Below are 26,185 nucleotides of genomic sequence, written 5' to 3'. Positions count from 1 at the left end.
CGTTTCGATGTTTCCCAGCTTCTTCGCCAGTGCGGCGGCGTCGGTATCGCTGCTCGGATTGCTGATGGTCGCCCCCGCCATGGCCGCCGGCCCGCTGGAGGTCACCTCGCAGGTGCTGGTGGAGGCCAGACAGCGTGCCGCCGACGGCACCACCCGCGTCGCGCTGGTGCCGGCCACCCGGGTGGTGCCCGGCGACTGGGTCGTATTCCAGCTCGCCTATCGCAACACCGGGCGTCAGCCGCTCGCCGACATCGTGCTCGACAATCCGGTGCCGTCGGCGATCGCCTATCGCGCGCCGGCGGACGGGTCGAAGGTGCCCGACGTATCGGTCGATGGCCGCACGTACGGGCCGCTCGCCACGCTCCGCGTCGCGCAGCCCGGCGGCGTCAGCCGTCCCGCCACCGCCGCCGACGTCACTCATGTCCGCTGGCGCCTCGACGCGCCGCTCGCACCCGGCGCCGCCGGCCGCCTCGCCTTCCAGGCGGTGCTGAAGTGATCCGGCACCGCCCGGCAACCACCGTCCATCAGGGGGATCATTCCATGTTCGCGAAAAAGCTCGTCGCGGCATTGCTGACCGGCACCGCCGCGATCGGCTTTGCCGGCGCCGCCCATGCCCAGGCGCAGACGCCTGCGGCACAGACCACCGCCGCCGGCACCGTCATCAGCAACACCGCCAGCGTGACGTACAAGGTCAACGGCACCGACCAGTCCACCAACTCGACCACCGCCAGCTTCGTCGTCGACCGCAAGGTCAACTTCACGGTCATCACCGACCAGAGCGGCTACACCCAGGTCAATCTGGGCCAGCAGAATGCCGTCACCACCTTCAAGGTCACCAACCTGACCAACGGCACCCAGGACTTCCTGCTGGAGGCGGACCAGCCTGGCCTGCTGACCGGTATCCTTACCGGCGCCGACAATTTCGACATGCTGAACCTGAAGGTGTTCGTCGATTCGAACGGCAACGGCGTCTATGATCCGGGCACCGACACCGCGACCTATATCGACGAGCTCGCTCCCGACGCATCGGCGACGGTGTTCCTGGTCGGCAACGTGCCGACGACGCCCAGCGCCTCGATCGCCTGGGATTCGCTCCACGTCACCGCCGCCGCCGGCGGTGCCGCCAATACGAAGGGTGCGGCCCTGATCCCGACCGACCTGAACCTGGGCAATGCCGACAACACCGTCGACATCGTGTTCGCCGACGACGACAGCGACGGCACGTTGAACCTGGGCGACATCGCCCGCAACGGTCAGGGCCGCGCCTATTCCGGTTACCAGATCGGCACCCGCAACGTCGCGCTGACCGTGGCCAAGTCGGCGCGGATCCTGTCCGACGGGGTGAACACGCTCAATCCCAAGGCGATACCGGGCGCCACCGTCGAATATTGCCTGACCGTCAACAACGCCACGCTGACCACGCCCGCGAATGCCGTGGTGTTGACCGACGTGGTGCCGGCCAACACCACCTATGTCGCCGGGTCGCTGTCGATCGGCGCACCCGGGGTGCTCGGCATCGCATGCACCGTGCTCGGCAGTACCGAGGACGACGATGCCGACGATGCCGCCGAGACGGACGGCGTGACCGCCTCGTTCGATACCGCGACGAAGACGGTGACGGCGAACGTCGGCGATGTGTCCGGCGGCGGCCGCATCGCCGCGTCGTTCAGGGTGACGATCAACTAGCACCCGCCGATCCCCTCCAGCTCAGGAGAAGCCGCTCCGGTTCAGCCATGTGCGCCGGGGACCGACCACGCATGTCCATCGCGCGCCGCCTCGCCCTTGCCCTGGCCCTCATCGGGCTGGCGCCTGCCGCCCCTGCGGCCGGGCAGGCGACGCGTGTCGAGAATACCGCGACGCTCACCTTCGGTCCGGCCGCTGCGCGGACCATCGTGCGGTCGAACACCGTCGCGCTCTCGATCGACCGCAACAAGACGACGACCTCGCTCAGCTTCCGCCTGCCACCGGCCGGTTACCGGATGGCGGGGATGGCGTGCGACGCCGCCACCCGTCGCTTCACGCCCGCGCCGATCGATGTCGCGACGCTGGCCGCGGCACCGCCGGCGGCGGCACTGGACACGAACGAGCCGGTGATTTTCGTGCTCGACAATCCCGGCGGCAATCACGATCCGGCCACGCGCGAGATGGCATGGATCACCGTGGCGTCGGGCGACTTCAACGGTCGCATCGCCTTGATGGAGACAGACACCGACACGGGCGTGTTCGCCGGGGGCGTGCCGGCGGTCGGCAGCTATCCCGAACTGGCCGCCTGCGATCCCAGTTTCGCGCGCGGGACCAGGCTGATCCTGACGTTCCAGGAGGACGACTACAGCCTCGCCTCCACGTCGGAGACGCTGATCGATCCCGCCGGACTGATCTTCGATTCGACCACCGGTGCGCTGATCGACGGGGCAGAGGTGACGCTGCTCGACGATCAGGACCGCCCCGCGATCGTCTTCGGCGAGGATGGGACGAGCCGCTATCCCTCCACCGTCGTCAGTGGCGGTGCGGCGCAGGACGCCAGCGGTAGGCGCTACAGCTTTTCGCAGGGGCATTACCGCTTTCCGCTCGTCGCTGCCGGCACCTACCACCTCCGCGTCGTGCCGCCCGGCCGCTACACGGCGCCCTCGACGCAGGATCGCGCAGTGCTCGCCGCGTTGCGGGATCCGATCGGGCGGCCGTTCCTGATCAACGCCGCGTCGTTCGGCGGGCGGTTCACCCTGATCGATCCCGACCCGTTCTACGCCGACATTCCGCTCGACCGGCAGGGGGACACCGTCCTCCTCCTCACCAAGACCGCCTCGATCAGGGAGGCGTCGCCGGGCGACTTCGTGCAGTTCCGCGTCATGCTGGAGAATCGCGGCGACGGGCCGGTCTCCGGCATCCACCTGACCGATATCATGCCCGCCGGTCTCCGTTACGAGCGAGGATCGGCGCGCGGGGCCGATCAGCCGCTTCTGTCCGCCGATGGCCATAACCTCGATTTCACCCTGCCCACCGTCGCCGCCCGCGACAATGTCGCCGTCACCTACGTGATGTCGGTCGCACCCGGCGCGAAGCCGGGGGAGGCGGTGAACCGCGTCCTGGCATCGGGATCGGGCGGTGCCACCGCGAACGAGGCATCGGCCTCCGTCCGTATCCGTCCGCTGCTGTTCAGCGACGGCTTCACCGTCATCGGCCGGGTCACCGCGGGCGCGTGCGGTGACCCGGCGGCCGGGCGGCGCGGCATCGCCGGTGTCCGCCTGCTGATGGAGGACGGCACCTTCGTCGTCACCGACCGCGACGGGCTGTACCATTTCGAGGGCGTCCGCCCCGGCCGCCATGTCGTCCAGCTCGATACCGGCACGATGCCCGCGGCGTACGAACCGGTGGCCTGCGATGACGACACCCGTCAGGCGGGCAGCGCCATCTCCCGCTTCGTCGAGAGTGATGGCGGCCTGCTGAAGCGTGTCGACTTCCAGTTGCGTCCCACCGGCCGTGCAGCCGACACGGCGGCCGCGCTGCCCGTCGCCGTCGTCGACGCCGCCACCGCCGCGGGCGGCGGCACGCGCGACTGGTTCGCCGGGCAGCGGCCGGGGATCGCGATGCTGTTTCCGCAGGTCGATCACAATCCGCGCAGCCCCGCCGTGCGCGTCGTGGTGAAGCACGGGCCCGACCAGCGGGTCGCGCTCAGCGTCAACGGTGTCCTGTCGGATCCGCTCGCCTTCGACGCGACCGACCGGAACCCCGAAGGAACGATCGCGATCTCCCGCTGGAGCGGCCTGCCGCTGGTAGAGGGCGACAACCGGATCGAGGCCCGCGTCCTCGCCTCCGACGGCCATGTCGTCGAGACGCTGGGCCGCGTCGTCCATGTCGCGGGCGCTGCGACGCGGGCTGTACTGGTGCCCGAACTCGGCCGGCTGATCGCCGATGGCATCACGCGTCCGTTGATCGCGGTGCGCGTCACCGACCGTACTGGCCGGCCGGTCCGCGCCGGCACGCTGCTGCCCTTCCAGGTCGATCGACCCTATGCGCCCGCACTCGACGTCGCGCTCGAGCAGGCCCGCCGTCAGGATACGAAAACCGACGCGGCGGCCGTCGCCACCGCCCGCGTCGTCGGCGACGACGGCCTCGCCTTCATCGCGCTCCAGCCGACCACCCAGGCCGGCGCCGTGCGAGCGACCGTCAGCCTCGTTGACGACAAACTCGTCCGCACCAGCGAACTGCGCGCATGGCTGTCCGCAGCGGGCAAGCAGTGGACGGTAGTCGGCTTCGGCGCCGGCACCTTCGGGTACGACATGCTTCAGCGCCACGGCAAGCCGATGGCGACGCGCGGCAAGGACGAGGTCTATGCCGACGGCCAGCTCGCCCTCTATGCCAAGGGGCGGGTGAAAGGGTCGTGGCTGGCCACCATCGCGTATGACAGCGACCGGCGACGGGATCGCAGCCGCGGGCTGCTCGGCACGATCGATCCCGATCGCTACTACACCGTCTATGGCGACGGCTCTCAACAGGCCTATGACGCGCCGACCGCGGGCAAGCTGTACCTGCGTCTGGAGCGGCGCGAGTTCTACGCGTTGTTCGGCGATTTCGAAACCGGGCTGACCGATACGCGCCTCGGCCGCTACAGCCGCACGCTGAACGGCGCCAAGGCAGCGTACCAGAACGGCGCGCTGACCATCACCGCCTTCGGCGCCCATACCGACGAGCGCTATGGCCGCGACGAGATCCCCGGCAACGGTCTCAGCGGACCGTACCGCCTGTCCGGCCGCGACATCGTTCCCAACAGCGACAAGCTCCGCATCGAGGTGCGCGACCGCTTCCGGTCGGAACGGATCGTCGCGTCGACGCCGATGACCCGTCACATCGACTATGACATCGATCCGGTCGCCGGCACGATCCGCTTCCGCGAGCCGGTGCTGACGCGCGACGCGCAGCTGAACCCGATCTTCATCGTGGTCGACTACGAGAATTACGGCACCAGCCGAAAGGTCGCCGCCGGCGGCCGCGCCGCCGCCCGGACCGCCGATGGCCGCGTCGAGATCGGCGTCACCGCGCTCCACGACGATACCGTCGGTAACGCCACCGTCCTTGCCGTCGACGCCCGGATCCGTCCCACCGACACGACCGAGATCCGCGCCGAGGGCGCCGGCGGTGGCCCGGGCGGCGTCGGTGCCGGCCGCGCCTGGCTGGTCGAGGCGGAGCATCACGACGGCGCGATCGACGTGATCGGCTATGCCCGCCAGCAGGATCGCGGCTTCGGCCTGAACCAGCAGAACGTTGTCGAGGGCGGGACGCGCAAGCTCGGCCTGGACGGCCGCGTCCGCTTGGCCGAGCGGCTGTCGCTCACCGGCACCGCCTGGCACCAGCAGCAGCTCGATACCGCCGGCAGCCGCACGGCGCTCGATGCGCGGCTGGAATGGCGCCGTGCCGCCGGTACGGCATTCGTCGGCACCCAGTGGTCGATGGACCGTGGGATCGACGGGCAGGATCGCGACAGCCGGTTGCTGACGCTGGGCGGCACGCAGGGGCTGCTCGGCGGCAAGCTGGCGGTGACCGCGCAGACCCAGTTCGCGCCGGGGGGCAGCAAGGCGAGCGTTGATTTTCCCGTCCGGCACCAGATCACCGCCGCCTATCGGCTGCGCCCCGGCATCCGCCTGATCGGCGGGTACGAGATCGCCGATGGCAAGGATTTCTCGGCCCGCACCGCGCAGTTCGGCTTCGACGTCGCGCCCTGGACGGGCGGCAAGCTGATGAGCACGCTGAACCAGCAGGGCGTGCGGGAGAATGGCGGCCGCACCTTCGCGCAATACGGGCTCAGACAGTCGGTGCCGCTCGGCAAGCGCTGGACGGTCGATGCCACGCTCGACGCCAGCAGCACGGTGCGCGGGCGCATCGCCGATGGCGCCGCGATCAACGCGTTCCAGCCGGTCGCCTCGGGCGGGTCGCTAGCTCCGACCGGCATCACCGGCACCGACCGCTCCAATGGCGACTATGCCGCCTTTACCCTCGGCGCAGCCTATCGCGCCCCGCGCTGGACGTGGAACGGTCGCGCCGAGTACCGCGACGGGCAGGCCGGCGACCGCTTCGGCATCACCAGCAACGTCCTGCGTTCGCTGGGGGAGGGTCGCACGCTCGCCTCGTCGCTCCGCTGGTATCAGGTCCGGCAGGATAACGGCGCGATCGCGTCCAGCGCCACCGCCGACCTGGCGCTGGCGTGGCGTCCGCTCGACAGCCGCTGGTCGCTCCTCGATCGTCTTCAGTTTCGCAAGGAGCGTGCCGACGCCGGCTTCACCGACCGCAACGTGCTGGGCGTACCGGCGATCGGCGGCAGTTATCAGGCGTCGCTGCGCGCGATCAACAATCTCGCGCTGAACTATCGCAGCGGCGACGAGGGTGTCGGCCACGGGATGGAAGCGACCGTCTACTACAGCGCCAAATGGGTCCGCGGGAAGTTCGGGGCGGACGGATATACCGGCTATATCGACGTGACCGGGTTCGAGCTGCGCCGCGACATCGCGCCGTCGCTCGACATCGGCATCCAGGGCGCGGTGCAGCACGCCTGGAGCCGCCACGCACTGCGGTTCAGCGTCGGTCCGACGCTCGGCGCGTCGCCCGCCAAGAACCTGTGGGTCACGATCGGCTACAATATTTCCGGCTATCGCGACCGCGATTTCGAGGCGGAACGCCAGACCCGTGCGGGACCCTATGTCACGATGCGGCTGAAGTTCGACCAGACGCTGTTCGGCGTCGGCCGGGCAGGGCGCTGATCCCGCTCAGGCCAGCCGCAGGAACGCCACCGCCGCGTCATACTCCACCCGCCGCGCCGCCAGCGTCTCCGCCGCCAATGCATCCTGGCCCCAGCGTTCAGCCTGCCACGTCGCATCCAGTTCGGCCGCGTCCCACGCCGCATCCGGATCGATCGCCGCCTCCGCCAGCGCCAGTCCCAGCACCAGCGACCCGGTCAGCGTCACGATCGGCGACAGCGCCGCCAGTGTCCACGCATCCTGCGCACTGAGCGCCTCCGCCAGCCGCGTCACCGTGGCCGGGGGTTGCGCCCGGTGGACGATCCCGGTCGCGATGGTGAAATGCACGTCGTACCGCCGCCGCGCCCAGTCGAGCGGCGGATCCCACATCGCTGCCTGCCGCGCGACGAGGTCTGCCGGCTCATCGGCACGGTAGCAGAGCAGGTCGGTCTCGGCATAGCTGGCCAGCCCCGCCGCGAACACTTCCGGCGCCGGCGCGATCCGCTCGATCGCGGCATTGGCGAGGCCGGTCAGCCGCATCCCGCGCGGATCGATCTCGCCGTCGACCGCCCGCCATTCCGCCGCCACCGCCTCGGCCAGCGCCGGCGTGCGCAGCACCAGCGGCAGCCGTCCCGGCGTGCGCACCGGTTTGCCGTCGAGCAGCACGCCACCGTCCACCACCGAGACCCCGGTCCAGAACCGCCTCATCGCCCGTCGCTCCGCCAGCGCCGCGCCAGACTGGCCGGCACGACCATCATCATCAGCATCGCCGACAGGACCAGCGCCACGCCCAGTATCTTCGGTCCCCAGGTGATCGCCCGCCCCACCAGGATCAGCCCCAGCAGCGCCCCGCCGGCCCCCGCCAGCCGCACCCCGCCGATGATCAGCCAGCGCCGCCGCGCCGTCGCCAGCGGCACGTTCATGCCGGCACCCGCTCCAGCATCGCGAACAGTTCGTCGGCATGGTGCGCGATCACCGCCGCCCCGGCCGACGCCAGCTCATCGGTGCCGTGATACCCCCAGGCGACACCCACCGCCCGCGCGCCCGCCGCCTTCGCCATGGCCATGTCGAAGCTGGTGTCGCCGATCATTGCCGTCGCCGCCGGATCGGCGCCGGCCTCCGCCATCGCCGCGATCAGCATCGCCGGGTCGGGCTTCGACGGATGCCGGTCCGCCGTCTGCAAGGTGACGAAACGACCTGTCAGCCCGTGCCGCTCCAGCACATGCGCCAGTCCGCGATCGGACTTGCCGGTCGCCACGCCCAGCAGCCACCCGGCACCCGACAGTGCGTCGATCGCCGCCGCCACCCCCTCGAACAACGGCTCGTCGTCCAGCGCATCGTCGCGGCGCAGCCGTTGATAGACCAGCTTGTACGCCGCCGCGAGTTCGTGATGCTCGCGGTCCGCCAGCCCCGGCGCCAATGCCCGCATCGCCTCCGCCAGGCTCAACCCGACGATCGCGCGCGTGGCCGCACGCGGTGGTACCGGCAGCCCGGCGGCGGCGAAGGTCTCGTCCATCGCCCGGCCGATATTGGCCTGGCTGTCGACCAGCGTCCCGTCGCAGTCGAACACGGCGAGGCGGATGGTCATGCCGGTCGACTGCGCATCATGATGGATTCCATTACTCACCTCTGCCGACACCGCCACGTCGATGCAACGAGCCTGCACTTGCATAACAAGGTACATTGGGTAATATGACGGCATGAACGTGGACTCATGGCAGTCGCAATTGCGCAAGGGCGCCGTGGAACTGGTGGTGCTCGCCGTCCTCGCCCGCCAGCGAGCCTACGGCCTGCAACTGCTCGCGTCGGTGAACGCCGGCGACGAACTGGTGACCGAGGGTGGGCTGTATCCGCTGCTCGCCCGCCTGGAGAAGGCGGGGCGGATCGCGGCCGAATGGGAATCGCCGGAAGGCGGCGGCAATCCGCGCAAATACTATGTGCTGACCGACGACGGCCGCCGGCTGCTGGCGCTGATGCGCCAGCGTTGGGCGGCCTTCCGGCAGACGATCGATCAACTGGTGGAGGAATGACGATGACCGACGAGCGCCGCATCAACGACTATGTCCGCCGTCTCGGCTGGTCGCTCCAGCGGCTCGACCCCGCCGAACGCGCCGCCCTGACCGGCGAGATCCGCAGCCATCTCGTCGACAGCGCGGCCGGTGGCAGCGACACGCTCGACCGCGCCTTCGCCGGGCTCGGCACGCCGTATGCGCTGGGCCGCGGTTTCATGGAGGAATATGAGCTGGCGGGCGCCGTGGCCGGTTCGGGGCCGCGCGCGCTGCTGGTCGCGCTGCTCGGCCGCAGCAGCCGTCGTGCCATGGGCGCGGCTGCGATCTTCGCCGCCACCCTGTGCTACCTGTTCGCGCTCGCCTTTGCGGCGGTGGCGCTGGCGAAGCCGTTCGCCCCCGATCATGTCGGCGCGTGGCGCCTCGACGGCGGTTTCTCGGCAGGCGTGCTCGGCGCGGCACCCGCCGCGCCCGAACTGCTGGGCATCTGGGTCGTCCCCCTCACGCTCGCACTCGCGCTCGCCAGCTATCTTCTCGGCACCGCCGTCCTGCGGCACACTGGCCGGCGACTGCTGCGATAAGGGGAAAGCATGCGCACGATCGGCATCATCGGCGGGATGAGCTGGGAGAGCTCGCTCGAATATTATCGCATCCTCAACCGGGAGGTGCGGTCCCGCCTGGGTGGCCATCATTCGGCGCGCGTGCTGATGCTGTCGGTCGACTTCGCGCCGATCGTCGCGCTTCAGCATGAGGGGGACTGGACCGCGCTGGGTGACGAGATGGCCGCCGCCGCGCAGGCGCTGGAGCGGGGCGGTGCCGGGTGCGTGCTGATCGCCACCAACACCATGCACCTGCTGGCCGACCGGGTGGCCGCCGCCGTCGCCATCCCGCTGCTCCACATCGGCGACGCGGCCGGCCGGGCCGTCGCAGCGGCGGGGCATCGTCGGGTCGGCCTGCTCGGCACCGCCTTCACGATGGAGCAGCCCTTCTACGCCGACCGGCTCGCCCGCCACGGGCTGGACGTGCTGATCCCCGATGCAGACGACCGCGCCACCGTCCACCGCATCATCTATGACGAGCTGGTCGGCGGGCGGATCGAGCCGTCCTCGCGTCAGGCTTACCGCGCCGTCATCGCGCGCCTGGTCGATCGCGGCGCGGAGGCGATCGTGCTCGGCTGTACGGAGATCATGCTGCTGGTCGACGACACCGACAGCGCCGTTCCGCTGTTCGACACTACCCGCCTGCACGCGCTGGCGGCGATCGACTGGGCGCTTTAGCCGCGCATCGCGGCGGCCAGCGCGTCGTGCCCGATCGCCTCCAGCCCGGCCACCACGCCGGCGCGATCGGCGGCGGTCTTGTTCTGGCTAAGCTTCCGCGTTCCCCGCACCGCCGCCGGCGTCAGTTCGAACCCCTGGATGCCACGCAGCAGCATCTCAATCCGGCGGGGATCGGTCTTGTCCCGCGTCCACGGCGCCGTCGGGTTGACGCGCGGTTCGTGCGCCGCGGCCAGCGCGTCTAGCTGTTCCAGCAACGCCGGCTCGTCCAGCGGAGTCACCACCCCGTCGATCTCGACCGCCACGTAATTCCAGGTCGGCACCTGATCGATCGGCGCCGCATACCAGTTCGGGCTGATATAACCGTCGACGCCCTGCACGCTCGCCAGCGCCGTCGCGCCGGGCAGGTGAGGCGCGATCCGGTTCGAACGCGCGACGTGGAAGCGCAGCCGCCTGTCGTGCAGCGTCACCGGCGCATGGACGACCATCGGCCCGTCGGCACCCGCGACGAAGATGTGCGCGAACCCGATCTCCGCCGCCACCGCCAGCCAGTCCTCGTCGCTCCGGAAGGCTGGAGCAGGATGCATCAGTCCCGCGTGCCCCGCCCGCGCCGCTCGCCGCGGCGTTCCTTGCGGACCGACTTGGCATGCGCCTTGGCGCGCTGCTTCAGCACCGCCTTGGGTGGCGGGCCCTTGTCCTCCTGCAACTCCAGCGCGTCGCCCAGCGCCTGATCGAAGCCCAGGCTCGCCAGGCTTTCGGCGAAGTGCGTCGGCAGGTCGGCGACCTCGTCGATCCGGCCGCCATCGGGATGGTCGACGCGGATGCGGCGCGCGTGCAGGTGCATCTTGCGGCTGATCCCGCCGGTCAGGAACGCCGCCGGCCCGCCATATTTGCCGTCGCCGACGATCGGGTGGCCGATCGCCGCCATGTGCACGCGCAACTGGTGGGTGCGTCCGGTAAAGGGTTGCAGCTCGACCCACGCCGCGCGGTTGCCGGCACGCTCGATCACCCGGTAACGGGTGCGCGCCGCCTGGCCGTTTTCCTCGTCGACATGCATCTTCTCGCCGCCGGTGCCCGGCTGCTTGGCGATCGGCAACTCGACCATGCCGTCCTCGATCGACGGCACGTCGACGATCAGCGCCCAATAGACCTTGCGCGCCGTCCGGCCCGAGAACGCCTTGGCGAAGAACGCCGCCGCCCGCGCCGTCCGCGCCACCAGCAGCGCGCCCGACGTATCCTTGTCCAGCCGGTGGACCAGTTTCGGCCGGCCCTCGTCGTCGTTGCGCAGCGCGTCCAGCAGCCCGTCGACATGGGTGGTCGTCTTGGTGCCGCCCTGCGTGGCAAGGCCCGGCGGCTTGTTCAGCACGAACGCCTGCGGATCGCGATGGATCACCATGTCTTGCATGAACGACTTCTGGTCGTCGGTCAGGACGGCGCGCTCCCGCTCCGGCTTCTGGCCGGCGGGCAGCGGCGCCTCGGCGGGGGGCACGCGCAGGATCTGCCCCGCCCTGATCCGGTCGCCCGGCGTGGCGCGCGATCCGTCGACGCGCAGCTGCCCGGTCCGCGCCCATTTGGCGACGGTCGTGAAGCTGGTGTCGGGCAGGTGCCGCTTGAACCAGCGATCCAGCCGGATGTCGTCGTCGTCATAGCCGACGGTGAACTGCCGGACTTCTTTCTTGTCACTCATGCCCAGCTCCGCGTCATCGTCAGCCCCGCGACCAGTGCCGCGATCGATCCCGCCACCGACAGCAGCGCGTAACCGGCCGCCATCCCGATCTGCCCGCGCTGCGCCAATGTCACGACGTCGAGCGAGAAGGACGAGAAGGTCGTGAACCCGCCGAGCACCCCGACCGCCAGGAACAGGCGCCAGCCCTCCGGCGCCGTCGTCCGGGTCAGCACGCCGACCAGTATTCCCATCAGCAACCCGCCGGCCAGGTTCACGGTCAGCGTGCCCCAGGGCAGGTCCGGGCCCATCAGCGCGAGCGCCGCCCGGCCGGTCAGGTGCCGCGCACCCGATCCGAGCGCGCCGCCAAGCATCACGAGGATCAACGAGGGCATTGCGCCGCCCTAGCCGCTGCATGCTGGCGCGGCAAACGCCGTCTGATCGAGCCCGCCGGGCCGCACGGCCAAATGGGACAGGCGAAAACATGCAACCGGGCGGGGTACGGGCGGTTCTCCCGTCCGGTCAGGCGACACTCTTGTCGTCCGGATGGGGAAGGGGCACATTCACGTCATGCTGAACCTGGTATCGATCGTCTTCGGTTTCGTGACGCTGGCCCTGGGCCTCGTCGCGTTCTTCCCGTTCCTCGGCTGGATGAACTGGCTCGTCATCCCGATCGGCATCGTCGGTGCCGGAATCGGTGCGATGTCGGCGACGAACGGCGGCCGCAACATGAACCTGGTGCTGATCGTGATCTTCTCGCTGCGCCTGATGCTGGGTGGCGGCGTGATCTGAACGAACGCCGCGCCTGATCCGACGGGCAAAGGGCCCGGATCGCTCCGGGTCCTTCCTCGATCAGCGGCAGACCACGTTGCCGCGATCGATCGACTGACCGAGCAGCGCGCCGCCGCCCGCGCCCAGCAGGGTACCGAGCAGGCTCGACCGGCCATTGTCGAGCAGGCTGCCCAGCGCACCGCCGGCAATGCCTCCGACGATCAGGCCAGTCGTGCCGTCCCCGCGACGGCAGTAATAGCGTCCGTTGTAACCGCGATAGATGCGGTCGTTCCGCCCCAGCCGGCGCGGCTGGTAATAGCGGCCGTCGCGATAGTAGCGGTCGGCGTAATAGGTGCGCTGCCCCGGCTCGAAGCGATTATAGTCGTACGAGCGATACCGGCGCCAGTCGCGCGCCCGGTCCTGGCGGATGTCGCGGATGTCGTCGCGGCGATCGCGCCGGGCGTCGTTCACCTCGCGGCGATAATCGCGGCGCGCCTCGCGCACGTCGCGGCGGGAATCGGCGTTGCGGATGTCGCGCCGGTAATCGCGCTGCGCGTCGCGCACCTCGTTGCGATACTCGCGATTGGCTTCGCGCCGGGTGTCCTGCGCGGCGGCGGGAACGGCGGTCATGACGGTCGCGGCCAAGGCCGCGGACAGGAAGGCGAAACGCATACACACTCTCCTTTTGATGGGGTGCCAACGGCCGGTTCTACGCCGGGTTGCGTGAACCCAAAACTACGTCGCGTTCATCGTTTCGACAGCGCAGCCGGCGGCGCCACCGGCCAACGAAAAGGGGCGCCGCGGCATGGCCGCGACGCCCCCTTCCGACGAAAACCCGTGATCAGCGGCAGCGCTTGTTGCTCGTCCCGCGGTCGATCTCGCGACCGGCCAGCGCGCCCGCGGCGGCACCGCCCAGCGTACCGATGGTGCGATCGCCACGCGTGTCGATCGTGCGTCCAAGCAGCGCACCGGCGACGCCGCCGACCACCAGCCCGGTGGTGCCGTTCGGCTTGCGGCAGCGAACCCGGCCGCGATCGTCGCGCCACTCGCGATACTTGTAGCGGCGCTGGGCGTCGGCCTCCGACACGGTGGCGACCAGCGTCGGCGCGACCATCGCGGCACAGCCCAGCGCGAGCATCATCTTACGCATCACTCTTTTCCTCTCTGGCGATCAAGTACGGTTGCGTAACGTAGTGCCGCGCGGCCGGTTGCATGAACGCAAAACAACAAGGGTTAATCTGGGTCGAAGCGGCTGGCGGGCAGGGGGCGTCGCCGGATATAGGAGCGCCGATGCTGCCGCCCACGCTCGCCCCCGTCCTGCCGATCGCGGCACCCTGGTTCGACTTCGCCGGCCTCGCGGTGTTCGCGGCATCCGGCGCGCTCGCCGCGGCACGGGCGCGGCAGACCTTCGTCACCCTGGCCTTCTTCGCACTGGTGACGGGGGTGGGCGGCGGTACCGTCCGCGACCTGCTGATCGGTGCGCCGGTGTTCTGGGTGCGCGATGCCCATGTCGCGGCGCTGTGCCTGGTGGTGGCGTCGGTGATCTGGATCACGCCGGCGCGCTGGTGGTCGGGCGCGGCGCTGGACTGGTTCGATGCCGTCGGCCTCGCGGCCTATGCGGTGTACGGCGCGGCCAAGGCGATCCGCTACGGCGTGCCGCCCGTGCCCGCGGCGCTGATGGGGGTGATCTCGGCCTGTGTCGGCGGGATCATCCGCGACGTGCTGGCGGGCGAGCCGTCGATCCTGATGCGCCCGGAACTCTACGTCTCCGCCGCCGCGCTCTCCGCGGCCAGCTTCGTCGGGCTCCACGCCGCGGGGCTGGACCCGACGCTGGCGGCGATCGCCGCCGCGTCAGCCGGCTTCACCCTCCGCGCCGTCGCCATCCGCTGGAAACTCGCGCTGCCGCCCTACCGGGGCGACGGCCAGTAACGCCCGCTAGAGCCGCACCACTCCCACCTCGGCGAAGCGCTTCGGTTCGACCGGGGGCGTGGCCGGTTGCGCCAGTTCGCGCTGCCACAGGCCCACATCGATCCACAGGCCGAGCTTGTAGCCCACCTCGCGCTGCACGCCCGCGCGGCGGAAGCCGACCGCCTCGTGCAGCGCGATCGATCCCTCGTTGGGCAGCGCGATACGCGCGATCGCCTGGGTGAAGCCCTGCGCGGTCAGCGTGTCGACTAGCGCCTCGTACACCAGCCGTCCGGCGCCGCGCCGCTGCGCCGCGTCGGCGACATAGACCGTCGTCTCCACGGTCCAGCGATACGCCGCCCGGCTGTGGAAGGCGGTGGCATAGGCATAGGCGAGCACGCCGCCCGCCTCCTCGCCCTGCGTCGCGACCAGCCAGGGGTACAGCCCGTCGCCCGCGGCCATGCGCGTCCGCATCGCCCGCGCATCGGGCGCCTGCTCCTCGAACGAGGCGGTGCCGACCAGCACGTTGGGCGCGTAGATCGCGGCGATCGCCGCGGCGTCGTCGGGCGCCGCCGCCCGGATCGCGATCAAAGCCCGAGCCGCGCCATCAGCAGGTCGAGCAGCCGCGCATCGGCGTTGCTCGTCGCGCTGGGCCCCAGTCCGCCGCATTCCAGGCAGCGCGCCTGGATCGATCCGCCGCGCGTCAGCCGCGCCACATCGCCCAGCGCGCGTGCCACCAGCGTGCGACGATCCGCCGCGATCCGGGCGAACGCGTCGCCGGCGGGCGCCATGCCGTCGTCGCCGTCGTCGCGCTGCGCGAAGCTTTCGGCCAGCTTGGCCGCCCAGCCCGGCTCCTTCTCGAGATACTCGGCATGGACCTTGGCCGGGTCGAGCCTGGCGCGACGCGCAGCGTCCGCGATCGCATCCTGCAGCGTGCCGAAATTATCGACCAGCCCCAGTTGGCGGGCGGTGCCGCCGTCCCACACCCGGCCCTGGCCGATCGCGTCGACCCGCTGCGGCGTCATCCGGCGGGCCGTGGCGACCCGGCCGATGAACTGGCGATACCCGTTCTCGATGCCCGCCTGCAGGATCGCGTCGAGGACCGGCGTCGTCCCGCCCGTCACGTCGGGCTGGCCGGTCAGCGGCGTCGTCCGCACGCCGTCGCTGGTCACGCCGATCTTGGCGAGCGCGTTCTCGAAGGTCGGCAGCAGCCCGAAGATGCCGATCGACCCGGTGATCGTGCCGGGCTCGGCGAAGATCGCGTCGCCCGCCGTCGATACCCAATAGCCGCCCGACGCCGCCAGGCCGCCCATCGAGACCACCACCGGCAATCCGCGCTTCTTGGCCTCCAGCACCGCCAGCCGGATCCGCTCCGACGCCAGCGCCGACCCGCCGGGCGAGTCGACCCGCACCACCAGCGCCTTCAGGTTCTTGGTCGCCAGCCCCTTCAGCATCGCCGCCGCGATCGTGTCGCCCGCCGCGGTCCCGGGGCCCGCCTCGCCGTCGACGATCTCGCCCGCGACCGTCAGCACGCCGATCGCGTCGCCGCCGGTCGGCAGCGGATTGGCGGCGATGTAGCGGTCGTACCGGATCGTGCGGAAGCTGCCGATCGGCTTGCCCGCCTCGACCCCGGCGAGCTGGCCGACGCGTTGCTCGAACGCCCCGCGGCTGCCCAGCTTGTCGACCAGCCCGGCGTTCAGGTTCGCCTTCGCGACATCGCCCTGCGTTGCCAGTACCGCCTGCTGCGGCGCCGCCAGGAACTGCGCCACCTGCGCCTTCGGCCGGGCCCGGGCCACGCCCTCGCGCCACTGTGCCAGCAGCGTGCCGTACAGCGCCTCCGATGCGGCGCGCGCATCCGGGCTCTGGTCGGTCCGGGTATAGGGCTCGACGAACGACTTGTAGCGGCCGACGCGATAGACGTGCGCGTTCACGCCCAGCTTGTCGATCAGCCCCTTGTAGTACAGCTGCGTGCCCCCCGGCCCGCCGAACAGCGTGCCGCCCATCGGGTCGACCCACACCTCGCTCGCCGCCGCCGCCAGCCGATAGGCGCCGTCGGTATAGGCCGTGGCGAACGCCAGCACAGGCTTGCCCGACTGGCGGACCCGGATCAGCGCGTCGGCGATCTCGCCCAGCGCCGCCGGATACGCGCCGCCGAACCGGTCCAGGTCGAGCACGATCACCTTCACCCGCGCGTCGGTCCGGGCCAGGTCGATCGCGCGCACCACGTCGCGCAGCCTGAACTGCCCCGCCACCGGCTGGCCGGACAGTGCGGCAAACGCCGCCGGTTCCTCCGGCTGTTCGACGATCGATCCGTCCAGGTCGAGCAGCAACGCGCCCTCTCCCAGCGCCTTCGCCCCCGGCCGGGCGTTCAGCGCCGCGAACAGGAGCCCGAAGAACAGGAGCAGCAGCACCAGCGCCAGCAGGTCCTTGACCGCGACCAGCAACTTCCACGCACCCCGCACGATCCGCCACCCGCTGCGCGATCTGGGCGGCCGGCCACCGGTGAAGGACGGGGCGGGGCGGTCCGAAAAGGATGCGGCGGTATCGGTCATGGACCATAGCGCTAGAGCAAGGCTCGATCGCTGGCAACGGCGTGTATGGGGAAGGCAACACGCGCTGCCTTTCGATCGGGTGTCGGGGGGTTGATTTCGCGCGAAGACGGGAGAGTAAGCCCGGTTCACGCGGAGACGCGGAGAGCTGTGGTAAGGTCAACGGCCCCGCGATCGGAAGACCCATCGCCGGCCGTGGCCGTAACATTCAAGGCCGCTGGCCAAGGGATCACTCCCGTCAAGCGCAACCCTCCGCGCCTCCGCGTCTCCGCGCGAACCATCCGTTCCACGCATCCCGCGAGACTTCTGCAAAAGTCCTCCGACAATCCTTTTGCCCGGTAGAGGTTTTGCAGCACGCCGCGAACCGATCCGCGCTTCCCCACGCCGGACGGTCGGGCTAAACGCCCGCCCATGTCCCATCCCGCGCCGTCCCTGGCCCGGCCGCCCGCAACGGCCAGGGCCGAGTTCGCCGCGCTGTTGCGGCTCGCCGGGCCGCTGGTGGCGGCGAACCTGCTCCAGATGGCGGTGTTCGCCGTCGACGTGGTGTTCGTCGCGCGGCTTGGGCCGGTCGCGTTCGCCGCGGCGACCTTGGGCGTCTTCCTGTTCAACCTGCTCACCTTCGCGATCATCGGGCTGACGGGCGCGGCGGAGCCGATCATCGCCGCCGCACTCGGCGCACGGGTCGGCGCGGTGCGCGAGGTGCGGCGCACCTTCCGGGCCGGGCTGTGGCTGGTCGTCCTGGCCGCCGTCCCGGTGGTGGCGCTGCTGCTGCATGGCGAGGCGCTGCTGCTGCTGTTCGGGCAGGATGCGGCGGTGGCGGCGCGCGCCGGCGCGTTCCTCGCCATCCTCGCGCTCGCCGTCGTTCCCGCTGCCGCGGCCGGGCTGATGCGGCTGACCGCGGCCGCGCTCGGCCGGCCTGGCTATGTCTTCGCGGTCACCGTGCTGGCGCTGGGCGTTGCGATCCTGGCCAACTGGTGCCTCGTCTTCGGCAATGCCGGTTTTCCTGCGCTGGGGCTGGAGGGGGCGGCGCTCGCCAGCCTCGTCACCAGCATCGCGATGATGCTGGCCTATGCCGCGATCCTCGTCACCGACCGGCGGCTGCGTCGTTTCCATCTGTTCGGGCGCTGGTGGCGCAGCGACCGGCAGCATCTGCGCTCGGTGTTCCGCCTCGGCCTGCCGATCGCGCTGACCTGGATGTTCGAGGGCGGTCTGTTCGGCGGCGCCGGCCTGCTGATGGGGCTGATCGGCGTGGCGGAGGTGGCGGCGCACGCGGTCGCGCTCAACATCGCGGCCGTCGCCTTCCAGCTTCCGTTCGGCATCGCGCAGGCGGCGACGATCCGCGTCGGCCTTGCTTATGGCGCGCGCGACCATGCGTGGATCGGGCGTGCCGGCAACGTCGCGCTGGCGCTGGGCATCGGGGTGATGGCGCTGACCGCGGCGGTGATCTGGAGCGTGCCGGCACCGCTCGTCGGCATCTATCTCGATCCCTCGCCCGCCAATGCTCCCGTCGCGGCATTGGCGGTGCGACTGCTCGGCATCGCCGCGATCTTCCAGCTGGTCGACGGCGCGCAGGCGGTGGCGGCGGGCGTGCTGCGCGGGGTGCAGGACACCCGCGTGCCGATGCTGGTCGCGTTGTTCGGTTATTGGGCGATCGGGTTCGGCACCGCCGTGTGGCTCGGCTTCGGCGCGGGGCTGGGCGCCACGGGCATCTGGTGGGGGCTGGCGGCGGGCCTGCTGGTCGTCTCGATCCTGCTCGTCCGCCGCTGGCGCCACCGCGAACGGCTCGGCCTCGCCACGCGCACGGCCCGCCCGAAATAGTTCCCGCCGCCCGTTGACGATGGGTCGGCGGCTGCGCATATGGCGGGCGTTGGCACTCGGGATACCGGAGTGCCAGAAATCTGTCACATAACCCAGAAGAGGGCTCTAGCAATGAACTTTCGTCCGTTGCACGACCGCGTTCTCGTTCGCCGCGTCGAGGCTGAAGAGAAGACCGCGGGCGGGATCATCATCCCCGACACCGCCAAGGAAAAGCCGCAGGAGGGCGAGGTCGTCGCCGCCGGCACCGGCGCCCGCGCCGAGAACGGCACGATCACCCCGCTGGACGTCAAGGCCGGCGACAAGATCCTGTTCGGCAAGTGGTCGGGCACCGAGGTCAAGGTGAACGGCGAAGACCTGCTCATCATGAAGGAATCGGACATCCTCGGCATCGTCGGCTGAGATCGTCCGTAACCCTAAACTTCCTCAACATTCGCGAATTGAAAGGGTAGCCACATGGCAGCCAAAGACGTGAAATTCGGCCGCGACGCGCGTGAGCGCATTCTCCGCGGCGTCGACATCCTCGCCGACGCGGTGAAGGTGACGCTGGGTCCCAAGGGCCGCAACGTCGTGATCGACAAGAGCTTCGGCGCTCCCCGCATCACCAAGGACGGCGTCACCGTCGCCAAGGAGATCGAGCTGAAGGACAAGTTCGAGAACATGGGCGCGCAGATGGTGCGCGAAGTGGCCTCGAAGACCAACGACATCGCCGGCGACGGCACGACCACCGCGACCGTCCTGGCGCAGGCGATCGTCCGCGAGGGCATGAAGTCGGTCGCGGCCGGCATGAACCCGATGGATCTGAAGCGCGGCATCGACATCGCCGTCCTGAAGGTCGTCGAGGACATCAAGGCCCGCTCGAAGCCCGTGTCGGGCTCGGCCGAAGTCGCCCAGGTCGGCATCATCTCGGCCAATGGCGACCGTGAAGTCGGCGAGAAGATCGCAGAAGCGATGGAGAAGGTCGGCAAGGAAGGCGTGATCACCGTCGAGGAAGCGAAGGGTCTCGATTTCGAGCTCGACGTCGTCGAGGGCATGCAGTTCGACCGCGGCTACCTGTCGCCGTACTTCATCACCAACCCGGAGAAGATGACGGTCGAGCTGAACGATCCGTACATCCTGATCCACGAGAAGAAGCTGTCGAATCTGCAGGCGATGCTCCCGATCCTGGAAGCCGTCGTTCAGTCGGGTCGCCCGCTCCTGATCATCGCCGAGGACATCGAGGGTGAGGCTCTGGCCACGCTCGTTGTCAACAAGCTGCGCGGCGGCCTGAAGGTCGCAGCGGTCAAGGCACCGGGCTTCGGCGATCGTCGCAAGGCGATGCTCGAGGACATCGCGATCCTGACCAAGGGCGAGATGATCTCGGAAGATCTCGGCATCAAGCTCGAGAACGTGACCGTCGGCATGCTCGGCACCGCCAAGCGCGTCACGATCGACAAGGACAACACCACCATCATCGACGGTGCGGGTGAAGCCGATTCGATCAAGGGCCGCACCGAGGCGATCCGTGCGCAGATCGAGAACACCACCAGCGACTACGACCGCGAGAAGCTCCAGGAGCGTCTCGCCAAGCTCGCCGGCGGCGTTGCCGTGATCAAGGTCGGTGGTTCGACCGAGGTCGAGGTGAAGGAGCGCAAGGACCGCGTCGACGACGCGCTGCACGCGACCCGCGCTGCGGTCGAAGAGGGCATCGTTCCCGGTGGCGGCACCGCGCTGCTGTATGCGACGAAGGCACTCGAGGGCGTCAACGGCGTCAACGACGACCAGACCCGCGGCGTGGACATCGTTCGCAAGTCGCTGACCGCGCTGGTCCGCCAGATCGCGCAGAACGCCGGCCATGACGGCGCCGTCGTGTCGGGCAAGCTGCTCGACCAGTCGGACACGTCGTTCGGCTTCAACGCGTCGACCGACACGTACGAGAACCTGGTGACCGCCGGCGTGATCGACCCGACCAAGGTCGTCCGCACCGCGCTGCAGAACGCCGCTTCGGTGGCCGGCCTGCTGATCACCACGGAAGCGACCGTGTCCGAACTGCCCGAGGACAAGGCTCCGGCCATGCCCGGCGGCGGCGGCATGGGCGGCATGGGCGGCATGGACTTCTGATGTTGGACCGGGGCAGGGAAACCTGCCCCGGACACAGGATCGGAACGGCCAGCCGGCGGGCATCGCCCGACCGGTCCGACGTCCAGACAGCGGCTCCGCCACTGTCGGTTATACAGAAGGGCCGGGGGATCACTCCCCCGGCCCTTTGTTTGTTATCTTGCGGATGCTATCTGACAGGCATGAGGAAGGATTCCTTCTACAAGCCGATCACGGTCGAGGAATTCCTCGCGATCGATTTCCCGAGCGATCGCAAGTACGAACTGGTCGACGGCGTCATCCGGATGATGACCGGCGGCACCCCGGCTCATTCGCGGGTCGGCGGCAACATCTTCGCTTTCCTGCATACCAGACTGCGCGGTACCGGCTGCCGTCCCTACAATTCCGACATGGGGGTTCGTGTCACCGAAACCGATGTCCGCTATCCCGATGTCAGCGTCTATTGCGGCAATCCGGCCACGCCGGAGCGCGAAGAGCAACAGGTGTTCACCGATCCCGTCGTGATCTTCGAAGTGCTGTCCGCCTCGACGGTCCGCGTCGACGAGGGGGAGAAACTCGGCCAGTACCGTGCCCTGCCGTCCGTCGACACGATCGTGTTCGTCGACCCGGAGAACGAAACCAGCCGCGTGGTCCAGCGGCTCGGGGCGACGTCGTGGCGCGACGACCTGTTCGCCCAGCCGCACGACGTGGCGCTGCCCGCCCTCGGCGTGACCATCCCGCACGCCGAGGTCTTCGCCCGCGACTAGTCGCGCGGCGCGCTGTCCTTCATCGCCTCGATCAGTTTCTTGACCTCCTGGCTCCGGCCGCGCGGCAGGATCAGCACGTCGTTGCCGCTGGCCACCACCACCAGGTCGGACACCCCGACCATCGCGATCCGCACCCCGTCCGACCGGACCAGGCAGTTCGTCGTCTCCAGCGCGATCACCTCGCCGCCGGTACTCCGGTGCGCATTGCCGTCGCTGTCGGTATCGCTGATCGCATGCAGCGCATCCCAGCTGCCGACGTCGTTCCACCCCATCGCCACCGGCACCACCGCGACCCGCTCCGCCTTCTCCATGACCGCATAGTCGATCGAGTCGGCGGGGGAAGCGGCGAACGCCTGCTCGTCCGGGTAGTGGCAGATCCCCTCGACCCGTGCGGATGCCATCGCCATCTGCGTCGCGTGCAGCATCTCCGGCGCGTGAGCCGCCAGTGCGCCCAGATACATATCGGCGCGGAACAGGAAGATGCCGCCGTTCCACGCATGCCCGCCCGCAGCCAGCATCGCCTGCGCCCGGTCGAGCGGGGGCTTCTCGACGAACCGCGCGACGCGGTGGACGCCGGGCGCGATCTGCTCGCCCATCTGGATCCAGCCGTAACCTGTCTCGGGCGCGTCCGGCTCGATCCCGAACGTAACCAGCCAGCCCTCGCCGACCAGCGGCAGCGCGGCGGCGATCGCGGCGTGGAAAGCGTCGATGTCCGCGATGACATGGTCCGACGGCATCACCAGCAACGCTGCCTCGGGATTGCCCGCCGCCAGCGCGGCGAGCGCAATGGCCGGCGCGGTGTTGCGGCCCGCCGGCTCCAGGATCACCGCGGCCGGCGCCATGCCGATCGCCGCCAGCTGATCCTGCACCTGCGCCGCATGGCTGGCGTTCGCAACGACGATCGGTGCGCCGTAACGCTCTCCCACCGCCCGCCTGGCCGTCAGCTGCAGCATGGTCTCGTCGGCGGTCAGCGGCAGGAACTGCTTGGGGCTTTCCGGACGCGACATCGGCCATAGCCGGGTGCCGGATCCGCCGGAGAGGATCACGGGAACGATGGTCTTGGCAGTCATGGATCCTCCTGGGACGAAGCTTCTATAAGGGCAAGCGATCGCAATTCCCAAGAACGGAGTTCGCTGCCGCCATCGTTCAGTTTTTCTTGGTGTTTCGGTGCCAAGGCTCCTGTCGGATAACTTTACGACAGGGGAATGCGCGAGCGACATGGCGGCCACGTTGATCCTGTGGGGACATGCGCTGGCCGCGCTGCTGTTCGGTGCGCTGGCGCAGGCGGAGTGCGGCCGCCCGGCGGAGGTCGGGCGACCGCGGGCGGCTCTGGTTATCGCGTTGGTGCTGACCGCCCTGTGGGCGCTGGCCGTCGCCGGCATCGACGCCGACGACGTCAGTACCCATCTCGCCCAATCTGCGCGCAGCGTTGCCTGGCTGTACGTCGTCCTCGCCCTTTCCCGGCGAGAGGGCGTCGCGGGGCGATCGGTCCTGATCCTGGCGACGGTCGTTAGCGCCGTCCTTCTCGTCGAGGCCGGCCTGTCGCTGTTTGCGGGAGCGCACGAGCCGGCCGGCGCGCGGGCGCCGATCGGCTCCACCCGCGCACTCCTGTCGGCCATGGCAACCATGGGCGCGCTCGTCCTGCTCAGCGACTTCGCCCAGACTTCGGGTGCGCGGCGCTCGGGACAGCGCCGTATGCTGATCTTCGCGCTGTCCGTGATGTGGGGCGTCGATCTGGCGATCAGTGCCGCCGCGGCGTTCCGGCCCGACATGTCGGTGTCGGTCATGTTGCTGCGCGGTCCCGCCATGGCGGCCTCCGCCCTGCTGCTGGCGGCGGCAGGCGCCGATCGCGGTGTCGCGCCACCGTCGATCTCCCGGACATTGGCGACGCGGTCGCTCGTGCTGGTCGCGCTCGTCCTCTACGCCGGCGTCACGGCGATGGTGGCCAGCGTCGCCGCAGCGGTGACCGGCGGGTCGCCCCGTGCCGCGCAGACTGTCGTCGTCCTCGGATTCACCGCCGCTCTGCTCGCCTTCGCGTCGACCCCCTGGCTGCGCGCATGGCTGCGCGTGAAGGTCGCCAAGCACCTGTTCGGCCACCGCTATGATTACCGTGTCGAGTGGCAGCGCTTCACCGCCACGCTGGGCCTGCCCGGCGAAGGTGCCGAACCGCTTGGCACCCGCATCGTCAAGGCCTTGGCCGATCTTACCGACTCGCCGGCCGGGCTGCTCCTGTCCTTCGACAGGACGGTCGTCTCGATCGCGGCGGCCTGGTGCTGGAGCGATGGCGCTCGCGACCGGACGGCCGATCCCGCCTTTGCCCGTCATCTCGCCGATACGGGCCGCATCCTGTCGCTGGACACGCTGCGCGCCGGCGACGTGTCGGTGGGAGAAAAGCGTGTCGTACCGGCATGGCTGCTCGACGATCATGATGCGTGGGCGGTGGTGCCGCTGCTGCATGGCGGCAACCTGATGGGGGCGATCGTGCTGGCGCGGCCGCCGGTCGACCGGGCATTGGACTGGGAGGATTTCGACCTGCTGCGGATCGTCGGACGGCAGACCGCGAGTTACCTGGCGGAGGAACGCGCCCACGCCGCACTGGCCGACGCGCAGCGTTTCGACGAGTTCAACCGTCGCTTCGCGTTCCTGATGCACGACATCAAGAACGTCGCCAGCCAGTTGACGCTGGTCGCCCGCAACGCGGAGCGCCACGCCGACAACCCCGATTTCCGCGCCGACATGCTGGCGACGCTGCGGGATTCGGCTGCGCGGATGACGACGCTGCTCGCCCGGCTGGGCCAGCATGACGGCGCCCGACCGGAAGCGTTGCAGGCGATTGATGTCGCCGCGCTGGTGAGCCGCGCGACCGCGTCCCGCCGCGCGCAGCACGACCTCGTCCTCGACGCGCCTGCCGCATGCCTGGCACATGCGCATCCCGCCCGACTGGAACAGGCGATCGGTCACCTGATCCAGAATGCGGTCGAGGCGAGCCCGGATGGCGCGGCCGTCGCGTTGGCGGTGCGGACCGATGGCGAAAGGATCGTCATCGAGATCGTCGATCGCGGCTGTGGCATGTCGGCCAATTTCGTGCGGGATCAGCTGTTTCGCCCGTTCGTGTCGTCCAAGCCCGCCGGCTTCGGCATCGGTGCGTATGAGGCGCGGCAACTGGTGCTCGCGATGGGTGGCACGATCGAGGTCGCCAGCCGCGAAGGGGAGGGGACCGCGTTTCATATCAGCCTGCCGGCGGCGGCTCCGGTCCACTTGCCCGCTTCGTCCTTGGAGAGGGCGGCATGACGCGCCCCGTACTGCTCGTCGTCGAGGACGATGAGGGTCTCGCCCGTCAGCTGCGCTGGGCCTATGAGGAATATGAGGTCGTCGTCGCGGGCGATCGTGGCGCCGCCATCGATGCGCTGCGCCTGCACGAGCCGGCCGTCGTCACGCTCGACCTTGGGCTCCCGCCCGATCCCGACGGCACCGCGGAAGGGTTCGCGACGCTCCTTGATATCCTCGCGCTGGCCCCCGCCACCAAGGTTATCGTCGCGTCCGGACACGGCGCTCGCGAGAGTGCGCTTCAGGCGATCGCAGACGGCGCATGGGATTTCTATGCCAAGCCGATCGATATCGACGCACTCGGCATGATCGTCGCGCGGGCTTTCCATGTCCATGCACTGGAAGCGGAAAATCGCAAGCTGGCGGCACGCTGCGGCGGAGGTGGTTTCGGGGGGCTGCTCTATGCCTCGCCGGAGATGACGCGGATCGCGCGCACGTTGGAACGGGTGGCGCCCGCCGACGTCTCGGTGATGCTGCTGGGCGCGAGCGGCACGGGCAAGGAACTGCTGGCGCGGGGGCTGCACGACGCGTCGCCGCGGGGAAAGGGCCGGTTTGTCGCGATCAACTGCGCCGCGATCCCGGAAACCCTGCTGGAAGCGGAACTGTTCGGGTATGAGAAGGGCGCGTTTACCGGCGCCGCGAAGACCACCGAGGGCAAGATCGAACTGGCCGCCGGGGGTACGCTGTTCCTCGACGAGATCGGCGACGTGCCGCTGCAGTTGCAGGTCAAGCTGCTGCGATTCCTGCAGGAACGGGTGATCGAGCGGATCGGCGGCCGGCGGGCGATACCGGTCGACACGCGCATCGTCTGCGCCACGCATCAGGATGTCGACGCGATGGTGGCCGAGGGGCGGTTCCGCGAGGACCTCTATTACAGGCTGGCCGAGATCGTCGTCCGTATCCCGTCGCTGGCCGAGCGGACGGGCGACGCAGCGCTGCTCGCGCGTCATTTCGTCGATCGCTATGCGGCATCGCTGAACCCGGCGGTTGGCGGCTTGTCGGCGGATGCGCGCGCGGCGGTGGATGCGTGGCGCTGGCCGGGCAATGTTCGCGAGCTGGAGAACCGGGTCAAGCGCGCCGTCATCATGGCGGAGGGCAAGCTGGTCACCGCCGCCGATCTGGACGTGGCGGCGGCGCCCGACGTCAATGGCTTGAACCTGCGGGCGGCGCGCGAGGCGGCCGATCGTCGCGCGATCGGCCGCGCGCTGGCGCAGGCGGAGGGCAACATTTCCGGCGCCTCCCGCCTGCTCGGCGTCAGTCGACCGACACTCTACGATTTGCTGAAAGCCTATGATCTGCAAGCCTGA

General features: G+C 69.8%; 25 protein-coding genes. 14 read left to right on the top strand and 11 right to left on the bottom strand.

Annotated elements, in window-relative coordinates:
* The first annotated feature begins 7 nt into the window (after nucleotides 1-7).
* The 3 genes from ABC319_RS08145 to ABC319_RS08135 all read left to right on the top strand — a co-directional run bounded on the left by ABC319_RS08145 (nucleotide 8) and on the right by ABC319_RS08135 (nucleotide 6,749).
* Entirely contained in the window at nucleotides 8-496 is a 489-nt protein-coding gene (locus ABC319_RS08145; protein WP_413069740.1) for a hypothetical protein, read from the top strand.
* Nucleotides 497-540: 44 nt separating this feature from the next.
* Nucleotides 541-1,686 (top strand): hypothetical protein, encoded by a 1,146-nt coding sequence (locus ABC319_RS08140; protein WP_413069739.1) that lies wholly within the window; start codon nucleotides 541-543, stop codon nucleotides 1,684-1,686.
* 71 nt (nucleotides 1,687-1,757) lie between these two features.
* Nucleotides 1,758-6,749: a hypothetical protein gene (locus tag ABC319_RS08135; protein WP_413069738.1), complete on the top strand. Its 4,992-nt coding sequence runs from the start codon at nucleotides 1,758-1,760 to the stop codon at nucleotides 6,747-6,749.
* 6 nt (nucleotides 6,750-6,755) lie between these two features.
* Here ABC319_RS08135 and ABC319_RS08130 read toward each other — a convergent pair whose 3' ends face one another.
* The 3 genes from ABC319_RS08130 to ABC319_RS08120 are packed head-to-tail and all read right to left on the bottom strand — an operon-like array spanning nucleotide 6,756 to nucleotide 8,313.
* Complete coding sequence (locus ABC319_RS08130; protein WP_413069737.1) at nucleotides 6,756-7,433, bottom strand: ATP12 family chaperone protein; 678 nt, start codon at nucleotides 7,431-7,433, stop codon at nucleotides 6,756-6,758.
* Nucleotides 7,430-7,648: a hypothetical protein gene (locus ABC319_RS08125; RefSeq protein WP_413069736.1), complete on the bottom strand. Its 219-nt coding sequence runs from the start codon at nucleotides 7,646-7,648 to the stop codon at nucleotides 7,430-7,432. Before ABC319_RS08125 ends, ABC319_RS08130 begins: the two co-directional genes overlap by 4 nt.
* Nucleotides 7,645-8,313, bottom strand: a complete 669-nt coding sequence (locus tag ABC319_RS08120; RefSeq protein ID WP_413069735.1) for an HAD-IA family hydrolase — start codon at nucleotides 8,311-8,313, stop codon at nucleotides 7,645-7,647. The genes ABC319_RS08125 and ABC319_RS08120 overlap by 4 nt, the downstream gene beginning before the upstream one ends.
* A 112-nt stretch (nucleotides 8,314-8,425) precedes the next feature.
* Between ABC319_RS08120 and ABC319_RS08115 the strand changes: the two genes are divergently transcribed.
* Genes ABC319_RS08115 through ABC319_RS08105 form a run of 3 tightly spaced genes read left to right on the top strand, consistent with a single transcriptional unit; the run spans nucleotide 8,426 to nucleotide 10,008 of the window.
* Nucleotides 8,426-8,755: a PadR family transcriptional regulator gene (locus tag ABC319_RS08115; RefSeq protein ID WP_413069734.1), complete on the top strand. Its 330-nt coding sequence runs from the start codon at nucleotides 8,426-8,428 to the stop codon at nucleotides 8,753-8,755.
* A 2-nt stretch (nucleotides 8,756-8,757) separates the two neighbouring features.
* Entirely contained in the window at nucleotides 8,758-9,312 is a 555-nt protein-coding gene (locus tag ABC319_RS08110; RefSeq protein WP_413069733.1) for a hypothetical protein, read from the top strand.
* A gap of 9 nt (nucleotides 9,313-9,321) precedes the next feature.
* Nucleotides 9,322-10,008 (top strand): aspartate/glutamate racemase family protein, encoded by a 687-nt coding sequence (locus tag ABC319_RS08105; protein ID WP_413069732.1) that lies wholly within the window; start codon nucleotides 9,322-9,324, stop codon nucleotides 10,006-10,008.
* On the opposite strand, the gene ABC319_RS08100 is transcribed toward ABC319_RS08105, so the two are convergent.
* The 3 genes from ABC319_RS08100 to crcB are packed head-to-tail and all read right to left on the bottom strand — an operon-like array spanning nucleotide 10,005 to nucleotide 12,063.
* Nucleotides 10,005-10,592 (bottom strand): FMN-binding negative transcriptional regulator, encoded by a 588-nt coding sequence (locus tag ABC319_RS08100; RefSeq protein ID WP_413069731.1) that lies wholly within the window; start codon nucleotides 10,590-10,592, stop codon nucleotides 10,005-10,007. The genes ABC319_RS08105 and ABC319_RS08100 overlap by 4 nt on opposite strands.
* Nucleotides 10,592-11,692: an RluA family pseudouridine synthase gene (locus ABC319_RS08095; protein ID WP_413069730.1), complete on the bottom strand. Its 1,101-nt coding sequence runs from the start codon at nucleotides 11,690-11,692 to the stop codon at nucleotides 10,592-10,594. The genes ABC319_RS08100 and ABC319_RS08095 overlap by 1 nt, the downstream gene beginning before the upstream one ends.
* Nucleotides 11,689-12,063, bottom strand: a complete 375-nt coding sequence (gene crcB / locus ABC319_RS08090) for a fluoride efflux transporter CrcB (protein WP_413069729.1) — start codon at nucleotides 12,061-12,063, stop codon at nucleotides 11,689-11,691. Before crcB ends, ABC319_RS08095 begins: the two co-directional genes overlap by 4 nt.
* 175 nt (nucleotides 12,064-12,238) lie before the next feature.
* Here crcB and ABC319_RS08085 point away from each other — a divergent pair, with 175 nt between their 5' ends.
* The gene (locus ABC319_RS08085; RefSeq protein ID WP_413069728.1) at nucleotides 12,239-12,460 is read left to right on the top strand and encodes a hypothetical protein; all 222 of its coding nucleotides are present in this window, start codon (nucleotides 12,239-12,241) and stop codon (nucleotides 12,458-12,460) included.
* 60 nt (nucleotides 12,461-12,520) lie between these two features.
* Here ABC319_RS08085 and ABC319_RS08080 read toward each other — a convergent pair whose 3' ends face one another.
* Both ABC319_RS08080 and ABC319_RS08075 read right to left on the bottom strand, forming a co-directional pair.
* Nucleotides 12,521-13,111: a glycine zipper 2TM domain-containing protein gene (locus ABC319_RS08080; protein ID WP_413069727.1), complete on the bottom strand. Its 591-nt coding sequence runs from the start codon at nucleotides 13,109-13,111 to the stop codon at nucleotides 12,521-12,523.
* A 169-nt stretch (nucleotides 13,112-13,280) separates the two neighbouring features.
* Complete coding sequence (locus ABC319_RS08075) at nucleotides 13,281-13,589, bottom strand: glycine zipper 2TM domain-containing protein (RefSeq protein ID WP_413069726.1); 309 nt, start codon at nucleotides 13,587-13,589, stop codon at nucleotides 13,281-13,283.
* 140 nt (nucleotides 13,590-13,729) lie between these two features.
* On the opposite strand from ABC319_RS08075, the gene ABC319_RS08070 reads away from it, so the two are divergent.
* Nucleotides 13,730-14,368, top strand: coding sequence for a trimeric intracellular cation channel family protein (locus tag ABC319_RS08070; protein ID WP_413069725.1), 639 nt, complete (start codon nucleotides 13,730-13,732; stop codon nucleotides 14,366-14,368).
* A gap of 6 nt (nucleotides 14,369-14,374) precedes the next feature.
* Here ABC319_RS08070 and ABC319_RS08065 read toward each other — a convergent pair whose 3' ends face one another.
* Together ABC319_RS08065 and sppA are read right to left on the bottom strand one after the other, a co-directional pair.
* Complete coding sequence (locus ABC319_RS08065; RefSeq protein WP_413069724.1) at nucleotides 14,375-14,935, bottom strand: GNAT family N-acetyltransferase; 561 nt, start codon at nucleotides 14,933-14,935, stop codon at nucleotides 14,375-14,377.
* Nucleotides 14,932-16,896 (bottom strand): signal peptide peptidase SppA, encoded by a 1,965-nt coding sequence (gene sppA / locus ABC319_RS08060; protein WP_413069723.1) that lies wholly within the window; start codon nucleotides 16,894-16,896, stop codon nucleotides 14,932-14,934. The genes ABC319_RS08065 and sppA overlap by 4 nt, the downstream gene beginning before the upstream one ends.
* A 408-nt stretch (nucleotides 16,897-17,304) precedes the next feature.
* Between sppA and ABC319_RS08055 the strand changes: the two genes are divergently transcribed.
* From ABC319_RS08055 to ABC319_RS08040, 4 genes are all read left to right on the top strand, one after another.
* Entirely contained in the window at nucleotides 17,305-18,711 is a 1,407-nt protein-coding gene (locus ABC319_RS08055) for an MATE family efflux transporter (RefSeq protein ID WP_413069722.1), read from the top strand.
* A 111-nt stretch (nucleotides 18,712-18,822) separates the two neighbouring features.
* Entirely contained in the window at nucleotides 18,823-19,110 is a 288-nt protein-coding gene (groES, locus tag ABC319_RS08050) for a co-chaperone GroES (protein WP_174191974.1), read from the top strand.
* A gap of 54 nt (nucleotides 19,111-19,164) precedes the next feature.
* The gene (groL, locus tag ABC319_RS08045; protein ID WP_413069721.1) at nucleotides 19,165-20,808 is read left to right on the top strand and encodes a chaperonin GroEL; all 1,644 of its coding nucleotides are present in this window, start codon (nucleotides 19,165-19,167) and stop codon (nucleotides 20,806-20,808) included.
* 179 nt (nucleotides 20,809-20,987) lie between these two features.
* On the top strand, nucleotides 20,988-21,551 hold the full coding sequence (locus ABC319_RS08040; RefSeq protein ID WP_413069720.1) for a Uma2 family endonuclease: 564 nt from the start codon (nucleotides 20,988-20,990) through the stop codon (nucleotides 21,549-21,551).
* On the opposite strand, the gene ABC319_RS08035 is transcribed toward ABC319_RS08040, so the two are convergent.
* Nucleotides 21,548-22,621 carry a mannose-1-phosphate guanylyltransferase/mannose-6-phosphate isomerase gene (locus tag ABC319_RS08035; protein WP_413069719.1) on the bottom strand — a complete coding sequence of 358 codons (1,074 nt, stop codon included), beginning with the start codon at nucleotides 22,619-22,621 and terminating at the stop codon, nucleotides 21,548-21,550. The genes ABC319_RS08040 and ABC319_RS08035 overlap by 4 nt on opposite strands.
* Before the next feature lie 148 nt (nucleotides 22,622-22,769).
* Here ABC319_RS08035 and prsK point away from each other — a divergent pair, with 148 nt between their 5' ends.
* Nucleotides 22,770-24,842 (top strand): XrtA/PEP-CTERM system histidine kinase PrsK, encoded by a 2,073-nt coding sequence (prsK, locus tag ABC319_RS08030; protein WP_413069718.1) that lies wholly within the window; start codon nucleotides 22,770-22,772, stop codon nucleotides 24,840-24,842.
* Nucleotides 24,839-26,185, top strand: coding sequence for a PEP-CTERM-box response regulator transcription factor (gene prsR, locus ABC319_RS08025; RefSeq protein WP_413069717.1), 1,347 nt, complete (start codon nucleotides 24,839-24,841; stop codon nucleotides 26,183-26,185). Before prsK ends, prsR begins: the two co-directional genes overlap by 4 nt.

The sequence above is a fragment of the Sphingomonas phoenicis genome, assembly GCF_047238005.1.
Lineage (GTDB): Bacteria > Pseudomonadota > Alphaproteobacteria > Sphingomonadales > Sphingomonadaceae > Sphingomonas.
The sequence above is the reverse complement of the archived record's forward strand: the minus strand, read 5'-3'. Positions and strand labels throughout refer to the sequence as shown.